The 15,562-nt window shown below is 59.4% G+C and carries 17 protein-coding genes; 10 read left to right on the forward strand and 7 right to left on the reverse strand.

The features are described from left to right. Nucleotides 1-206 precede the first annotated feature (206 nt). On the forward strand, nt 207-1,094 hold the full coding sequence (gene rhtA / locus ACW9HW_RS23920; protein ID WP_095197435.1) for a threonine/homoserine exporter RhtA: 888 nt from the start codon (nt 207-209) through the stop codon (nt 1,092-1,094). Between the two features lie 167 nt (nt 1,095-1,261). Beyond that, a complete protein-coding gene (locus ACW9HW_RS23925) occupies nt 1,262-1,543 on the forward strand; it encodes a hypothetical protein (protein WP_095197434.1) in 282 nt (93 codons plus the stop codon). On the opposite strand, the gene ACW9HW_RS23930 is transcribed toward ACW9HW_RS23925, so the two are convergent. Then, entirely contained in the window at nt 1,530-2,108 is a 579-nt protein-coding gene (locus tag ACW9HW_RS23930) for a TetR/AcrR family transcriptional regulator (RefSeq protein WP_457401933.1), read from the reverse strand. The two genes, ACW9HW_RS23925 and ACW9HW_RS23930, sit on opposite strands and share 14 nt — an antisense overlap. A 92-nt stretch (nt 2,109-2,200) precedes the next feature. On the opposite strand from ACW9HW_RS23930, the gene ACW9HW_RS23935 reads away from it, so the two are divergent. Together ACW9HW_RS23935 and ACW9HW_RS23940 are read left to right on the forward strand one after the other, a co-directional pair. Continuing rightward, entirely contained in the window at nt 2,201-2,929 is a 729-nt protein-coding gene (locus ACW9HW_RS23935; protein WP_095197432.1) for an SDR family oxidoreductase, read from the forward strand. A gap of 34 nt (nt 2,930-2,963) precedes the next feature. After that, nucleotides 2,964-3,554, forward strand: coding sequence for a 2-hydroxychromene-2-carboxylate isomerase (locus ACW9HW_RS23940; protein ID WP_095197431.1), 591 nt, complete (start codon nt 2,964-2,966; stop codon nt 3,552-3,554). Here ACW9HW_RS23940 and ACW9HW_RS23945 read toward each other — a convergent pair. Then, the gene (locus tag ACW9HW_RS23945) at nt 3,551-4,549 is read right to left on the reverse strand and encodes a zinc-dependent alcohol dehydrogenase family protein (RefSeq protein ID WP_095197430.1); all 999 of its coding nucleotides are present in this window, start codon (nt 4,547-4,549) and stop codon (nt 3,551-3,553) included. The genes ACW9HW_RS23940 and ACW9HW_RS23945 overlap by 4 nt on opposite strands. A 104-nt stretch (nt 4,550-4,653) precedes the next feature. Here ACW9HW_RS23945 and ACW9HW_RS23950 point away from each other — a divergent pair, with 104 nt between their 5' ends. Then, entirely contained in the window at nt 4,654-5,574 is a 921-nt protein-coding gene (locus ACW9HW_RS23950) for a LysR family transcriptional regulator (protein ID WP_170948769.1), read from the forward strand. Here the strand turns inward: ACW9HW_RS23950 and ACW9HW_RS23955 are convergent. The 4 genes from ACW9HW_RS23955 to ACW9HW_RS23970 all read right to left on the reverse strand — a co-directional run bounded on the left by ACW9HW_RS23955 (nt 5,567) and on the right by ACW9HW_RS23970 (nt 10,007). Then, entirely contained in the window at nt 5,567-7,375 is a 1,809-nt protein-coding gene (locus tag ACW9HW_RS23955) for an aminopeptidase P family protein (RefSeq protein ID WP_457401934.1), read from the reverse strand. The two genes, ACW9HW_RS23950 and ACW9HW_RS23955, sit on opposite strands and share 8 nt — an antisense overlap. Nucleotides 7,376-7,658: 283 nt before the next feature. After that, nucleotides 7,659-8,816, reverse strand: coding sequence for a cysteine desulfurase family protein (locus ACW9HW_RS23960; protein ID WP_095197427.1), 1,158 nt, complete (start codon nt 8,814-8,816; stop codon nt 7,659-7,661). Nucleotides 8,817-9,021: 205 nt separating this feature from the next. Continuing rightward, nucleotides 9,022-9,636 carry a LysE family translocator gene (locus tag ACW9HW_RS23965; RefSeq protein WP_095197426.1) on the reverse strand — a complete coding sequence of 205 codons (615 nt, stop codon included), beginning with the start codon at nt 9,634-9,636 and terminating at the stop codon, nt 9,022-9,024. Nucleotides 9,637-9,737: 101 nt separating this feature from the next. Continuing rightward, nucleotides 9,738-10,007, reverse strand: coding sequence for a hypothetical protein (locus tag ACW9HW_RS23970; RefSeq protein WP_095197425.1), 270 nt, complete (start codon nt 10,005-10,007; stop codon nt 9,738-9,740). A gap of 409 nt (nt 10,008-10,416) precedes the next feature. Here ACW9HW_RS23970 and msuE point away from each other — a divergent pair, with 409 nt between their 5' ends. From msuE to ACW9HW_RS23990, 4 genes are all read left to right on the forward strand, one after another. Then, a complete protein-coding gene (msuE, locus tag ACW9HW_RS23975) occupies nt 10,417-10,980 on the forward strand; it encodes an FMN reductase (protein ID WP_095197424.1) in 564 nt (187 codons plus the stop codon). A gap of 10 nt (nt 10,981-10,990) precedes the next feature. After that, complete coding sequence (gene ssuD / locus ACW9HW_RS23980; RefSeq protein ID WP_457401935.1) at nt 10,991-12,136, forward strand: FMNH2-dependent alkanesulfonate monooxygenase; 1,146 nt, start codon at nt 10,991-10,993, stop codon at nt 12,134-12,136. A gap of 134 nt (nt 12,137-12,270) precedes the next feature. Then, a complete protein-coding gene (locus ACW9HW_RS23985; protein ID WP_095197423.1) occupies nt 12,271-13,458 on the forward strand; it encodes an acyl-CoA dehydrogenase family protein in 1,188 nt (395 codons plus the stop codon). Nucleotides 13,459-13,482: 24 nt separating this feature from the next. After that, nucleotides 13,483-14,586, forward strand: a complete 1,104-nt coding sequence (locus tag ACW9HW_RS23990; protein WP_457401936.1) for a sigma-54 interaction domain-containing protein — start codon at nt 13,483-13,485, stop codon at nt 14,584-14,586. Here the strand turns inward: ACW9HW_RS23990 and ACW9HW_RS23995 are convergent. Further along, nucleotides 14,583-14,948, reverse strand: coding sequence for an antibiotic biosynthesis monooxygenase (locus ACW9HW_RS23995; protein WP_457401937.1), 366 nt, complete (start codon nt 14,946-14,948; stop codon nt 14,583-14,585). The genes ACW9HW_RS23990 and ACW9HW_RS23995 overlap by 4 nt on opposite strands. Before the next feature lie 95 nt (nt 14,949-15,043). On the opposite strand from ACW9HW_RS23995, the gene soxR reads away from it, so the two are divergent. Then, nucleotides 15,044-15,511: a redox-sensitive transcriptional activator SoxR gene (gene soxR, locus ACW9HW_RS24000; RefSeq protein ID WP_457401938.1), complete on the forward strand. Its 468-nt coding sequence runs from the start codon at nt 15,044-15,046 to the stop codon at nt 15,509-15,511. Nucleotides 15,512-15,562 lie beyond the last annotated feature (51 nt).

Raw genomic sequence — 15,562 nt, forward strand, 5'->3', positions numbered from 1 at the left:
TTTACCAAGGAGTTTTCCGTTTCGACTGCGCCGGAAGTGGGGCGAATTATAGACATCTGAAATCTGCCGTCAAGCACTGATTTGGTTTTTCTATCAGAAGGAACAAATTACCTGCCTATATATAGACGCGCCCGCGGTGATTGCGCAGTATATTGCCCAATACCAACAACAGCACCCAAGCTCCTCACTTCGGACGACGCCACTCAATGAATGATCAGCCTCGCAGCCTTGCCTCGACCTTGTTTTCGGTGGGCCTGCTATTAATAGCCATGGCATCGATCCAGTCCGGAGCTTCCCTGGCCAAAAGCATGTTCCCTGTCATCGGTGCCCAGGGGACAACTACCCTGCGCCTGATTTTCGCCAGCGTGATCATGTTGTTATTGCTGCGTCCATGGCGAGCGAAGCTTACAGCCAAGTCCCTGCGCACCGTCATCGTCTACGGCATGGCGCTCGGTGGCATGAACTTCCTCTTCTATATGTCCTTGCGCACAGTCCCCCTGGGGATTGCGGTGGCATTGGAATTCACCGGACCATTGGCCGTTGCCATTTACGCCTCACGCCGGGCAATCGACTTTCTCTGGATAGCCCTGGCGGCTGTCGGATTGCTGTTGCTGATACCGACCGGTGCCACGACTGCGAGTATCGACCTGCCAGGTGCCGGGTACGCATTGGGCGCCGGGGTCTGCTGGGCGCTGTACATCCTATTCGGTCAAAAGGCCGGTTCTGATAATGGCGTGCAAACTGCTGCACTGGGCGTGATGATTGCCGCTCTGTTCGTGGCCCCCATCGGAATCGTTCATGCAGGTGCCGCACTGCTGACGCCATCCCTGATCCCGATCGCCATCGGTGTCGCCATCCTGTCCACCGCCCTACCCTACACACTGGAGATGGTCGCACTCACACGCATGCCGGCCAGGACCTTTGGCACATTGATGAGCATTGAACCCGCATTCGGTGCGTTGTCCGGCTTGCTGTTCTTGCACGAATACCTCTCCCTGTCACAATGGATGGCTATCCTGTGCATCATCCTGGCTTCCGTCGGCGCCACTATGACCATGGGCAGCGCCTCAAAGCCCGCCGTTGCGGCGGATTAATGCAAGATTTGACGAGGTGCTGGTATTTACCGCTCATTTAGGCCATGTTTAGGTCCGCAACCTAGTGTAAGCCATGGATTTTTCAGGATAGGGATATCAGAACGCTTCAAACGTAAGCGAATTCTGCCAGACCGGGCGTCAGATCCGGAAATGCACCAAGGAAAGCAATGAAACGAATTTTGATACTGATCGCCGTACTGGCAGTTGCGGGCTGCGCGGCAACGTCGAAAACGCAAACGAAACACGGCAAGAAAGGGCTGCACATCAACTGTTCCGGACTGTCATCCTCTTGGGACAAGTGCTACGCCAGCGCTACCAATTCGTGTGCCCCCAAGGGATATAAGGTCATCGCCAAGTCAGGGGATGCCGTGGAAGAGCCCGGCGATTATCCGTTTGGCCTCAACCCAGCGGGCTATACCAGCCGCAGCATGATCGTCATTTGCAAATAAATTGATAGTTTCCAGTACCGCTAATCTGACGGCCGATCTCATCGTAACTGGACTTCAGCACCTTACGCTGAAGCTCTGGCGTGGCAAGCATCCGCGCCACCACTAACGCACCAATGCATTGCGACAGGATGGCCCAGGCCAGACTGTCGCTCTCCAGCACCTGTGCCCAACTCTCCTGAAGTCGACAAATCCAGTGCTCCGCCTGCTGTCGAATCATCACGTCAGAACGGGCAATTTCGGCGCCCAGAGCCGGCAATGCGCAGCCAGTTTCCGGATGATCCACGTGGGACATACTGAGGTAGTGCTTCAAGCAGCGCTCAAGCTTGTCGCGATCCTGATCAGCCCCCAATCGTTCAAGACTCTGGCGCAACTCACGTTCGACAATTGAAGCGAACAACTCATCCTTCGACGAAAAGTGGCTGTAAAAAGCGCCACCACTCAATCCGATCGCTTTCATCAGGCCGTCGACACCCACCGTGGAAAAACCGGCCTTCTTGGCAGACACCGCGCTGCTTTGCAGCAGTTTCTCCCTGGTTTCCAGTTTGTGATTGGCCGAGTAACGCATTGCCCTTTCCTCTGGGTTGATCACCTTGACGCTGACCGAATCGTAGCATAACGTTCGTTTAGTTAACGATCGTTTACTAAAGGGATCTACCCATGAACAACAAGAAGGTCGTACTCGTTGTCGGTGCAGGCGATGCCACCGGCGGCGCCATTGCAAGGCGCTTTGCACAGGAAGGATTTGTCGCCTGCGTCACCCGCCGTAGCGCGGATAAGCTGCAACCCTTGGTAGATATCATCCGCGCCAACGGTGGCGAGGCTCACGGTTTCGCTTGCGATGCCCGCAAGGAAGAAGACGTGGTGGCGCTGGTCGAGCAGATCGAAAACGAAATAGGGCCCATTGAAGCGTTTGTGTTCAACATCGGCGCCAACGTCCCCTGCAGCATTCTCGAAGAAACTGCCCGCAAGTATTTCAAGATCTGGGAAATGGCCTGTTTCTCAGGGTTCCTCAACGGCCGCGAAGTGGCCAAGCGAATGGCCAAGCGACAACGGGGCACAATTCTGTTTACCGGTGCCACTGCCGGTATGCGCGGTGCCGCTGGCTTTGCCGCATTCGCAGGTGCCAAGCATGGGATCCGTGCGCTGGCGCAAAGCATGGCCCGCGAACTTGGACCTATGAATATCCACGTCGCGCACATCATCGTCGACGGTGCCATCGATACCGATTTCATCCGCGACAACTTCCCCGAAAAATACGCCACCAAGGATCAGGACGGCATTCTCAACCCCGAACACATTGCCGAAAACTACTGGTACCTGCACAGCCAGCCCCGCGACGCTTGGACCTTCGAGCTGGACCTGCGTCCCTGGAGCGAACGCTGGTAAGCCCCCCTACAACAATAATCAGAGTGCATCGACCATGAGCAAAACCGTGGAGTTCCTGTTTGACCTGGGCAGCCCCGCCACCTACCTGGCGTACACCCAGCTGCCCAAGATCTGTGAGCAAACCGACAGCCAGTTGATCTACATCCCGATCCTGCTTGGCGGCGTGTTTAAAGCCACCGGCAACGCTTCACCCGCGACCATTGCAGCCAAGGGTCGCTACATGTTTCAGGACCTCGACCGTTACGCCAGACGCTACGATGTGCCACTGAAGTTCAACGCGCATTTCCCGATCAACACCCTGATGCTCATGCGCGCCGTCACCGGCATGCAGTTGCGCCATCCCGAGCGCTTTGCCGCATTCATCGATTGCCTGTTCAAAGCGCTGTGGGTTGAAGGCCGCAGCCTCGATGAACCGGCAACTGTGGCGGCAGTGCTAACCCGCAATGGTTTCGACCCCAACGAAGTGCTGGCCCTGACGACCGATGAGGAAGTCAAAGCCGCGCTCAAGGCCAACACCGAGAAAGCGGTACAGCGCGGTGTATTCGGCGCACCGAGCATGTTTGTCGATGGTCAGTTGTTCTTCGGCCAGGACCGTCTGGAGTTCGTCCGCGAAGCCCTGGGTTAAACCTCGATGACCAACCGCCCCTGTGCCGCCCCCGACAGGAGCAGCCCAAGGGCGACCTCGGCGGTTTGCAAAGTGAACCGCCGTGGATCGAGCATCGGTGTGAGCCTGCCCGCCTCGATCAAGCTTGCCGCCTCGCGCAAAATTTCACCGTGATGCTCACGTCCATGCCCCGTCAGCAGCGGCAACAAGGTGAAGACACCGGAATAAGTCGCCCCGCGAAATGAAAGTGGCGCGAGACTGTGCTGGCCCCAGCCCAGGCAACTCACCACATGACCGTGATACATCCGCACAGCTTTGAATGACGCATCCAGTGTTTCACCACCCACTGTGTCATAGACAATATCGAATCCCTCCCCGGCCGTGTACTCAGTCACATAGTCCTCGACCGACGACTCGTGATAATCGATAAAGGTTGCCCCCAAGTCCTCTATCAACCCCTGCTGCCAAGCAGAACCCGTCGCAAACACCTCGGCACCGAATGCACGGCAGATTTGCACAGCGACATGCCCCACTCCACCCGCCCCGCCGTGAATCAACACTTTCTGACCCGCCCGAACCCGAGCACGGTCGACCAATCCTTCCCACGCCGTGATCAGTACCAACGGCAATGCTGCGGCTTGACGCATGCTCAGATTGCCCGGCTTATGCGCCAGCAACCGCGCATCGACCACTGCGTACTCGGCCAACGAACCCTGGACCCCGCCAATCCCCGTTGCCATGGCGTAAACCTCATCGCCCGGCTCCCAGTCAATGACGCCCTTCCCCAACGCTTCCACCGTTCCCGCCAGATCCATGCCCAACACCGCCGGTAACGGCTGACGTGCATGAGCGGCCTGGCCTGAGCGGATTTTCCCATCCAGCGGATTCACCCCGCTGGCGGCAATCCGCACCAGCACCTGCCCCGCTCCAGGTATCGGTCGCTGAATGGAAGCCAAGCGTAGCGGTGCATTAGCCGAGTCAACAATCAGCGCGCGCATGTGCAGTGAGTCAGTCATTTCGCCTATTTCCATCAGAAGTGGTTGTAGGATTGATCTTCCGCCAACCCACTCATGCCGATAAGACGCTGTATCGCTATAGTGAGCATGCCCATTTGGCATGAATGAGAAACCCTGTGGACAAACTCAATGCAATGGCCATTTTCGTCCGGGTGGTCGAACGCGGCAGCTTTTCCGCCGTTGCCCGGGAGATGCAAACCAGCCAGCCGACCATCAGCAAAGTGCTGCGAGCTTTGGAGTCGGAACTCGGGGGCGAGCTGATAGCCCGCAGCACCCGACGACTTTCCCTGACCGATGAAGGACAGCGCTACTACACCGAGTGTCGCCGAATCCTCGCAGCGGTGGACGCCGCCGAACACAGCTTCCAGTCCGGCCGGGAAGTCATCGCAGGGCCACTGAGAATCGGTTCCTCGGTCAGCTTCGGGCGCTTGCAGATTGCGCCGCGTCTGCCGGAGTTTCTCAGGCGTCATCCTGAAGTTCAGATTGACCTGCAACTGAGCGACCAGAACCAGGACCTGGTCAGCGAAGGCCTGGACGTCACGTTCAGGATCGGCACATTGAACGACAGCGGCTTGATCGCCCGCCATGTCGGTACCACCCACCGGGTGACGGTCGCAACCCCGGATTATCTGGTGCGACACGGTCAGCCCCGCACACCGCAGGAACTGAGCGGGCACAATTGCCTGCTGTTCAACCTGCTAAACAGTCAGAACCTATGGATTTATGAGAAAGGTGCCCAGCGTCACGAAGTACGGATCAAGGGCAATGCGCAAAGCAACAACTCCGAAGCGATTCGCGAGATGGTGCTGGGAGGATTGGGGATCGCGTTGTCACCGACATGGCTGTTCAGCGAGGATCTGAAAGCCGGGAGAGTGGCCGCGATATTGCAGGAATTCACCCCGCAATCACTGCCGATACATGCCGTGTCCCCGGCGAATCGTCGCCAATCCGCCAGGGTCAAAGCCTTTGTCGATTACATGGCTCTGGCGCTGGAATCAGCGCCCGAGCTGCAGCTGGTTAAATAGCCGCCGTACGAGTGTTCAGCCATTCAAGGGCCGCGCCGTCCAGCAACGGACTCAAACGCTCGCGCACTTCGGCGTGGTAAGCGTTGAACCACTGCTTTTCCTCTTCGGTCAGCAGCGACGGTTCCAGGCAACGGGTGTCGATCGGGCACAGGGTCAGGGTTTCGAATTTCAAGAACTCGCCGAATTCGCTGCTGCCAGCTTCGCGGTTCATTGCCAGGTTCTCGATGCGAACACCCCAGCGGCCCGGACGGTAGGTGCCCGGTTCGATGGAAGTGATCATGCCCGGTTGCATCGCGGTTTGCGGCGCTGGCGCAGCTTGATAGGCGATGACTTGCGGGCCTTCGTGAACGTTGAGGAAGTAGCCCACACCGTGCCCGGTACCGTGACCGTAATCGACGCTTTCGGCCCAGATCGGCGCGCGGGCGATGGCATCGAGCAGTGGCGACAGAATGCCTTTGGGGAACTGGGCGCGAGACAAGGCAATCACGCCTTTGAGCACGCGGGTGCAATCGCGCTTCTGCTCGGCCGTCGGTGTTCCCACCGGCACCATCCGCGTGATATCCGTCGTGCCGCCCAGGTACTGGCCGCCGGAGTCGATCAGCAACAGGCCGTCACCTTCGATCACCGCGTGCTCTTCTTCGGTGGCGTGGTAATGCGGCATCGCGCCGTTGGCGTTGAACGCCGCGATAGTATTGAAGCTCAGCGACACGTAACCCGGACGACGTTCACGCGCAGCGGTGAGTTTTTCGTCGATGGTCAACTCGGTGATGCGCTCACGGCCCAGCGCCGAGTCGAGCCAGGTGAAAAACTCACAGAGCGCTGCACCGTCCTGCTCCATGGCCTGACGAATGTGCTCGGCATCGGCCAGGCTCTTCTGCGACTTGGCCAGGGTGGTCGGGTTCAGGCCTTCGATCAGCTTGACGCCGCTGCTCAGGTTGCCCAGCAGACCGGCCGTTACGCGTGCCGGGTCGACCAACAGGCTCGCATCGTTCGGCACCGCGCTCAGCGCAGCCGCCACTTCGCTGTAATCGCGCAGGGTCACGCCGTCCTGCTCAAGCACCGCACGCAACTGGGCATCGACCTTGCTCAAAGCCACGAACAAAGTGGCTTGCTGCTGGCTGATCAACGCAAAAGACACGAAGACCGGGTTGAACGACACATCGCCGCCGCGCAGGTTGAACAGCCAGGCGATGTCATCGAGGGTGGCGATGAAATGCCAGTCGGCACCCTTTGCCCGCAAGGCTTCGCGCAGCTTGGCGAGTTTTTCGCCACGGCTGACAGTGGCCTGCGGTGGCAAGTGCTGATAGATCGGTTCGTTCGGCAGAATCGGGCGATCAGTCCAGACTTCGTTCAATAGATCGATGTCAGTGCGCAGGCGCGCGCCGCGATCTTCGAGTTTGCTGCCCAGGGTTCGCGCCGAAGCCACGGCCATCACCGCTCCATCGACCGCGACGACGCCGCCCTCAGGGGTTTGTTCGGCCAGCCAGTCCAGAGGACTCGGTTGGCCCGGCTGCAGCTTGACCAGTTCGATGCCGCTGCCCTTGAGTTCCTTGGTCGCTTGTTCCCAATAACGGCTGTCGGCCCAGACACCGGCAAAATCCGGGGTGACGATCAGGGTGCCGACCGAACCATGGAAACCGGACAACCACTGGCGCCCTTGCCAGTAGCCCGGCAAGTATTCAGACAGGTGTGGGTCGGCCGACGGCACCAGAAGCGCGTGAATGCCCTCCCGGCTCATCAGCTCGCGGGTTTGCGCCAGGCGCTGGGGCACCGATCCATTGATCGAAGACTGCGTACTCATCGTGACTCCTGCTAACCACTTATCATTGTTTGTGTTGTTGTGTAGCGCCGATCAATGCCGGAACGCTGTTTACTTAAGAAATGTTGAGTCTTACCAATTCCTGTGGCGAGCGAGCTTGCTCGCGTTGGGCTGCGCAGCGGCCCCAAAAATCTGACAACCATTGCGATTTTTGTGAGTGCTGCGCACTCAAGCGGGAGCAAGCTCCCTCGCCACAGATGTCTCACTGACTCAAGATCCGCCTAAGTGAACAGCATTGCGATCAATGCCGGCGCTTTTTTTTGCCCTATTGCCAAAATGCCGGAGCACTGGCGCAGGCTGCTTTAATCAATTGTGCCGCTTGATCGATGTCCTGCTCGGTGGTGAAACGCCCCAGGCTCAAGCGAATGGTGCGACTCGCCGCGCGAGCGTCATGCCCCAGCGCTAGCAGCACGTGGGAGGGTGCATTGCTCGCGGAATTGCAGGCCGAAGTCGCGGAAAACGCGATCGAGGCGAGCAATACCGTCGAATTGAACTCGCCTTCATTGAAGGTCAGGCTCAGGGTATGGGGGATGCGTTGGCTCGGGCTGCCGTTGAGGCGTACGCCGGGAATGCTGAACAGTTGCTCGAGCAAGCGCTCTCGCAGATGCACGATCAAGGTTTTTTCTTCATCGAATGCAGCCGCCGCCAGCGCAAAAGCCTCGCCCATGGCGACGATTTGATGCGTCGCCAGGGTGCCGGAACGCAAACCGCCCTCGTGCCCACCGCCGTGGATCTGTGCCAGCAAGCGCTGTTGCGCGCGCGGCCCGACGTACAGTGCGCCGATACCCTTGGGGCCATAGAGTTTGTGCGCCGAAAAGGACATCAGGTCCACCGGCCACTCGGCCAGGTCAATCGCCACTTTACCTGCGCCCTGCGCTGCGTCGACATGGAACAACGCCTGGCGATCACGCACCCGCTGACCGATGGCCGGGATGTCGTTGACCGTACCGAGTTCGTTATTGACCAGCATCAGCGACACCAGAAAGGTGTCCTCGCGCATGGCTTCGCTGACCGCTTGCGGGGTGATCAGGCCATCGGCGTCCGGCACCAGGTACGTTACCGCGACACCGGCATCCTGCAACTGCTTCGCGGTATCGAGGATAGCCTTGTGTTCGATCTGGCTGGTGATGATGTGGCCGCCGGCAACGCCGCGCGCCTGGGCGACGCCCTTGAGGGCCAGGTTGTTGGATTCGGTGGCGCCGGAGGTCCAGACGATCTGCGCAGGGAGGGCGCCGACCAGTTCGGCAACCTGGCGCCGCGCCTGCTCGACCGACTGCCGGGCCTGTTGACCGAAGGCGTGGGAGCTGGAAGCGGGGTTGCCGAAATTGCCGCTGAACCCCAGACACTCGACCATGACCTTGATGACCCGCTCATCCACCGGCGTGGTGGCGGCGTAGTCGAAATACAACGGACGTTTATTCATAAAAGACTCGCAGAGCGTGTTCCGGGATCAGGAAGCTCGTGACTGTAAACGTCAAGACGCAGCCTTGTGAGCTGCGCCCGGTTTCAGAGCGCTACCAATACCTGATCGGATGCCGTTAAAGAAGTACAACTTCATTTAAGAGTGCGTAGGAACGCTCCTGAAAAGCGAGCTTAACAGGCATCGGGCAACCGGTTGAAGCAATGCGTCAGCTAAAGCTTTCGAGCAGGATCGGATACAGCGATGCCACCAGCAGCGCGGCCATGCCCCAGTTGAACAGGCGCAACCAGCGGCGGTCCTTCAGCACGTTGCGCAACAGGGTTCCGCACGCGGCCCAGACACCAACGCTCGGCAGGTTAATGATGGCGAACACCGCGGCAATCACGATGACGTTGGTGAAGTAACCCTGCATCGGCGTGTAAGTGCTGATCGCGCCGATGGCCATGATCCAGGCCTTGGGATTGACCCACTGAAACGCGGCGGCGCCCAGGTAGCTGATCGGTTTGGCCTCGCCCTTGTCACTGTCCGAAACCGGCCCGGAATGGGCGATTTTCCACGCCAGATACAGCAAATACGCCGCGCCAACGTATCGCAGCACGGTATAGAGCACAGGGTAAGTCTGGAACACCGCGCCCAAGCCGAAACCCACCGCCACGACCAGCACGAAAAAGCCACAAGTGATGCCAAGCATGTGCGGAATGGTGCGGTTGAAGCCGAAGTTCACACCGGACGCCAGCAACATCGTGTTGTTCGGGCCGGGCGTGATCGAGGTGACGAGGGCAAACAGGGCGAACCCCAGCAGCAGATCGAGCGAGAGTGTCATGGGTGGCAGTCCATCAGGGTCGGTCAGGTATTGACCCTATCGCACACCTCGGCGCAAACCCATGGACAGTTAGGTGAAAGTTCGAGCAGTACAGTTCTTGCTCAGCTTGGACGACCGTGCAGCTGTACAGCCCGCTCGGCGTTCATTTCACCCTGCTTGTCGAAGCCAAACGTCTTTGGCGACTCACCGAGGATTTCGGCTTTTTTCGCGTGGTATTCGTCGAAGGACAAACCGCGGCGATTCAATGCCTCCAGCGCCAGTTCCCGGGTTTCTTCGGCGGTGTAGGGGCGCAATTCCGGAGATACATGACTGGCACATCCGGCAAGAACCGAAAGGCTCGACAGCAGCAAAGTGGTGATCAGGGTTTTCATCTTGAGCGTCCTGGCAATCTGGGTTCGGGGCAATGAACACAGGCTACTCGCGCCTTCGCACGGGCAGAAATCAACGCTCTCGATAGTCGCTATTGAGTTTTCCTAATTTCAGTCCCCTCAACACAACATATTCTATAATGATCTATAAATATTAATTTAACTTCTTTTACGGAATAACAACGAAGCTTTATAACAACTCCATCCGCGGGTGCACTGTTGCTCACGCCACTGTTCGCCAGGCAACAGTCATTCAACAAACAGCCCTGCAAAATTAACAGCGCGGACTGCTCAACGCGCTGCAAGCCTTGTAAAACCTGGCTTCAAGGGATTGGTACAGCTCTTGCTCAAGGGGGTTAAGCCCAGTGATGACTCACTGCTCCTCCAGCAACTGTTTAAAAAGGAACTGATCATGTCGCGTCCATTGAAAGTCGTTGCCCTCTCCGGCGGCACCTGGCGTCCCTCCCGCACCCTGGTGCTGACTCAAGCGCTATTGGCGCAATTGGCCGAGCAACTGCCGATCGAGAGCAGGCTGATCGAACTGGGCGACATCGCCCGGCCACTGGGCGCGGCGCTGTCCCGTCAGGAAGTGAGCGTGGAAATCGAAGCCGAGCTGCAAGCGATTGAAAACGCCGACTTGCTGATTGTCGCCGCGCCGGTGTATCGCGGTTCCTACCCTGGCCTGCTCAAGCACCTGTTCGACCTGATCGATCTGAATGCGCTGATCAACACCCCGGTGCTGCTGGCCGCCACCGGTGGCAGCGAACGCCATGCGCTGGTGCTCGATCATCAGTTACGGCCGCTGTTCAGTTTCTTCCAGGCGCTGACCTTGCCGATTGGCGTGTATGCCACCGAAGCCGATTTCTCCAATTACCAAATAACCAGTGAGCCCTTGAAGGCCCGCATTCGTCTTGCTGCAGAACGCGCCGCGCCGTTGTTCGGTGCGTATCCCAACAATCTGCTGAAAATCGCTTAAGGACTTCTTCATGGATGTTTTCTGGTTTCTACCCACCCACGGCGACGGCCACTACCTGGGCACCACCCAGGGTGCTCGCCCGGTGACTCTCAACTACCTGAAGCAAGTGGCGCAGGCTGCTGACAGCCTCGGCTACCACGGAGTGCTGATTCCCACCGGCCGCTCCTGCGAAGACTCGTGGGTGATCGCGTCGGCGCTGGTGCCGTTGACCGAGCGTCTGCGTTATCTGGTGGCGATCCGCCCCGGGATCATTTCGCCGACCGTATCGGCGCGCATGGCCGCCACGCTCGATCGCCTGTCCAACGGCCGCTTGCTGATCAACGTCGTGACCGGCGGCGATCCTGATGAAAACCGCGGCGACGGCAGCTTCCTCGATCACAGCGAACGCTACGAAGTCACCGACGAATTCCTGAAAATCTGGCGCCGGGTGCTGCAAGGCGAATCGGTGGATTTCGAGGGCAAACACCTGCGGGTGCAAAATGCCAAGGCGCTGTATCCGCCGGTGCAGAAACCCTATCCGCCGCTGTACTTTGGCGGTTCGTCCGAAGCCGCCCATGACCTGGCTGCCGAACAGGTGGATGTCTACCTGACCTGGGGCGAACCACCCGCTGCTGTGGCGCAAAAGCTTGCCGATGTCCGTGAGCGTGCTGCGCGTCATGGACGCACGGTGAAATTCGGGATTCGCCTGCATGTGATCGTGCGCGAAACCGCCGAACAGGCGTGGAAAGCCGCAGACAAACTGATCGAACACATCAGTGACGAAACCATCGCCGCGGCGCAGAAATCATTCTCGCGTTTCGATTCGGAAGGTCAGCGGCGCATGGCGGCACTGCATGACGGGCGTCGCGACAACCTGGAAATTTCGCCCAATTTGTGGGCCGGCGTCGGCCTGGTGCGTGGCGGTGCCGGGACGGCGTTGGTGGGCGATCCGCAGCAGGTGGCGGCGCGCATCAAGGAGTACGCGGACCTGGGGATCGAGAGTTTCATTTTCTCCGGCTATCCGCATCTCGAAGAAGCTTATCGCTTTGCCGAACTGGTGTTCCCGCTGCTGCCCGAGCCATACGCCAGCCTTGCCGGGCGCGGTGTCACCAATCTGACCGGGCCGTTTGGCGAAATGATTGCCAATGATGTGCTGCCCGCCAAAGCCACGGCCTGACCCTGCAACCCCTGTGGGAGCGAGCCTGCTCGCGAAGGCGGCAGCACATTCACATCGAAGTGTCTGAAAGACCGTCTTCGCGAGCAGGCTCGCTCCTACAGGGGTACTGCGTCGACTTTTAGAAGGAATCCCGCGTGACTGCCAAGCCGCACAGCGCCCTGATATCCCCGCTGCAAACCGCCCGCCAATTGGCCGCCGGGTTTGCCTTGACCGCCGTCGAGCGCGATGAGCGGGGCGGTACGCCCAAGGCCGAGCGTGACGCCCTGCGCCACAGCGGCCTGCTTGCATTGAGTATTCCCACCCGATTCGGCGGCCTCGGCGCCAACTGGAGTGAAACCCTGACCGTGGTGCGCGAGTTCGCCAAGGTCGACAGTTCGCTTGCCCACGTGTTCGGCTTCCATCACCTGATGCTCGCCACCGTGCGCCTGTTCGCCCGGCCCGAACAATGGCAGCCGTGGTTCGAACAGACTGCGCGCAAGAACTGGTTCTGGGGCAATGCCCTCAATCCTTTGGACACCCGCACCGTGGTGAAAAACCTTGGAGGCTGGCGTGAGTTTTCCGGCAAGAAAAGTTTCTGCTCCGGGGCCAGCGACTCGGAAATGCTGATCGCCTCGGCGGTGGACGAAAGCGCGGGCGGCAAGCTGTTGATCGCCGCCATCCCCAGCGGTCGCAGCGGCATCACCTTGCACAACGACTGGAACAACATGGGCCAGCGCCAGACCGACAGCGGCAGCGCCACCTTCGAACGGGTGCGCGTCGAAGAATCGGAACTGCTGCTCGACCCGGGCCCGCTGAGTACGCCGTTCGCCTGCCTGCGCCCGCTGATCGCCCAGCTCACGTTTACCCACATGTTCCTCGGCATTGCCGAAGGCGCCTTCGAAGAAGCGCGGCAATACACGCTCACCGAAACCCGGCCGTGGCACAAATCCACGGCTCGGGATGTGCGCCAGGACCCTTATGTGCTCGGCCACTACGGCGAATTCTGGGTCGCCCTCGAAGGCGTACGGTTACTGGTGGAACGCGCCGCCGACCTGCTCGACAAGGCGTGGGCCAAAGGGCCGGATCTCAGTGCCGAAGAACGCGGGCATCTGGCCACCGCTATCGCCACCGCCAAGGTTGCCGCGACCCGCAATGGCCTGGAGTTGTGTAGCCGCTTGTTCGAAGTGACCGGCGCGCGCTCGACTCACGCCTCGCTGCGCCTGGACCGGCACTGGCGCAACCTGCGCACGCAAACCCTGCATGACCCGGTGGACTACAAGATTCATGAACTGGGTGATTGGGCGTTGAACCAGGCCCTGCCGATTCCGACTTTTTATTCATAGCTTGCCCTACAAGGAGCGTGCCCCATGCAACTGCTGACCTTACCGCCCTCGCCCGCTCTGGCCACGTCGATCCGTGCCACGGCCCAGGTGTTCGAAGACCCGAAATCCCAGGCCTTGCTCGCGCATCTGCAACAAGTCGCGCCGAGTGAAGCCAGTGTGCTGATCATTGGCGAAACCGGCACTGGCAAAGAACTGGTGGCGCGACACATTCATAACCTCAGCGCACGGCGCAACCGGCCGTTCGTGGCGGTGAACTGCGGTGCGTTTTCAGAATCCCTGGTCGAGGCCGAGCTGTTCGGTCATGAGAAAGGCGCATTTACCGGCGCGTTGAGCGCCAAGGCCGGCTGGTTCGAAGAGGCCGATGGCGGCACGCTGTTTCTCGATGAAATCGGCGATTTGCCGATGGCGATTCAGGTCAAGTTGCTGCGGGTGCTACAGGAACGCGAAGTGGTGCGCCTGGGCTCGCGCAAGAGCATTCCCATCAATGTGCGAGTGCTGGCGGCGACCAACGTGCAACTGGAAAAAGCTATCAACGCCGGGCACTTTCGCGAAGACCTGTATTACCGGCTCGACGTGGTCAGCCTGGAGTTGAGCCCGCTGCGCGATCGTCCCGGCGACATCCTGCCGCTGACCCGCCACTTCATCGACGCCTACAGCCAGCGCCTGGGTTACGGCAGCATCACCATCAGCAAAGAGGCCGAACTGAAACTGCGCAGCTACAGTTGGCCAGGCAACATTCGCGAACTGGAAAACGTCATTCACCACACCCTGCTGATTTGCCGCAACGGCGTGATCGAACGCGACGACCTGCGTCTGTCGAACATGCGCATCGAGCGTCAGGATGACGACCATGCTCAGGTCGACGACTCCGCCGAAGCACTGCTGAATCGAGCTTTTCAGAAGCTCTTCGAAGAGCAGGCGGGTGCGCTGCATGAGAAAGTCGAAGACGCCTTGCTGCGCGCCGCCTACCGCTTCAGTCATTACAACCAGGTGCACACCGCTGCCCTGCTGGGTCTGAGCCGCAACGTGACCCGCACGCGCCTGATCAAGATCGGCGAGCTGGCGGTGAACAAGCGTCGGCCCACGGAAAATGTGCAGGGTGAACGGTTGATGCAGCTCTCTATTTAACCCACCAGATTGCAATGCAGTGCGTGGTCGTGGCTGCGCTCCAGGCTGTGCAGTACCTGGAACGAGCCGAAGGTCACGGTTTTCGCCTGGTGTATGCGGATCAACTGCCAGAAATCCTCTTCGCCGCTTTCAAAACTCCGGAACGCGGCTTCCCCGGCCTCGCGGGTTTGCCATTGCAGGTAATTGAGTACCCGCCGGCCATCGTCGCTGGCTTGAATGCTGGCACTCAGAAAGCCGCTGTAATGCTGAGCCAGACGCTCGGTCTGCCGGGATAACGCCGACACCAGTGCCGGTTGCTGATGGGGTTCGATCTCGAATTCGATCAGCTGGGTGAAGCTGCGATTTTTCTCTGGCGCTTGCATGAATAGTCCCCCAGTACCTGTAAGACGGATCTTGCGATCCGAAGGCGTGCAGGTTAAAACCTCAAGTTAACTAGAGGTCAAGGGGCATTTTTCAAATGATCACCTCGGAAAACCTGCATAAAGAGCTCACCGTCGGCCAGTTGGCGGCGCGCAGCGGCGTGGCGGTCACGGCGCTGCACTTCTATGAGTCCAAGGGCTTGATCAAAAGCAATCGCAATCAGGGCAACCAGCGGCGATATCCACGGGAGGTGCTGCGACGGGTGGCGCTGATCAAGGTAGCTCAGCGCCTGGGCATTCCATTGGCGGAAATCGGCGAGGCTCTGAATACCTTGCCGGATAATCGAGCACCGACGGCGGCGGACTGGAAGGGCTTGTCGGCGCAGTGGAGTCGGGATCTGGATGAACGGATCAATCAGCTGACGCTGTTGCGCGACCGGCTCAATGGCTGCATCGGTTGTGGGTGTTTATCGATGGAGGCGTGTCCGTTGCGTAATTTTGGCGATGTGTTGGGGGAGCAGGGACCGGGGGCGCAGTTGCTGGACCCGAGGGTTGATCCAGAATAAGCGGTGCGGCCTTCGCGAGCAGGCTCGCTCCCACATTGGATCAGTGGCATT

It is taken from the genome of Pseudomonas sp. SDO5532_S415 (genome assembly GCF_054071155.1).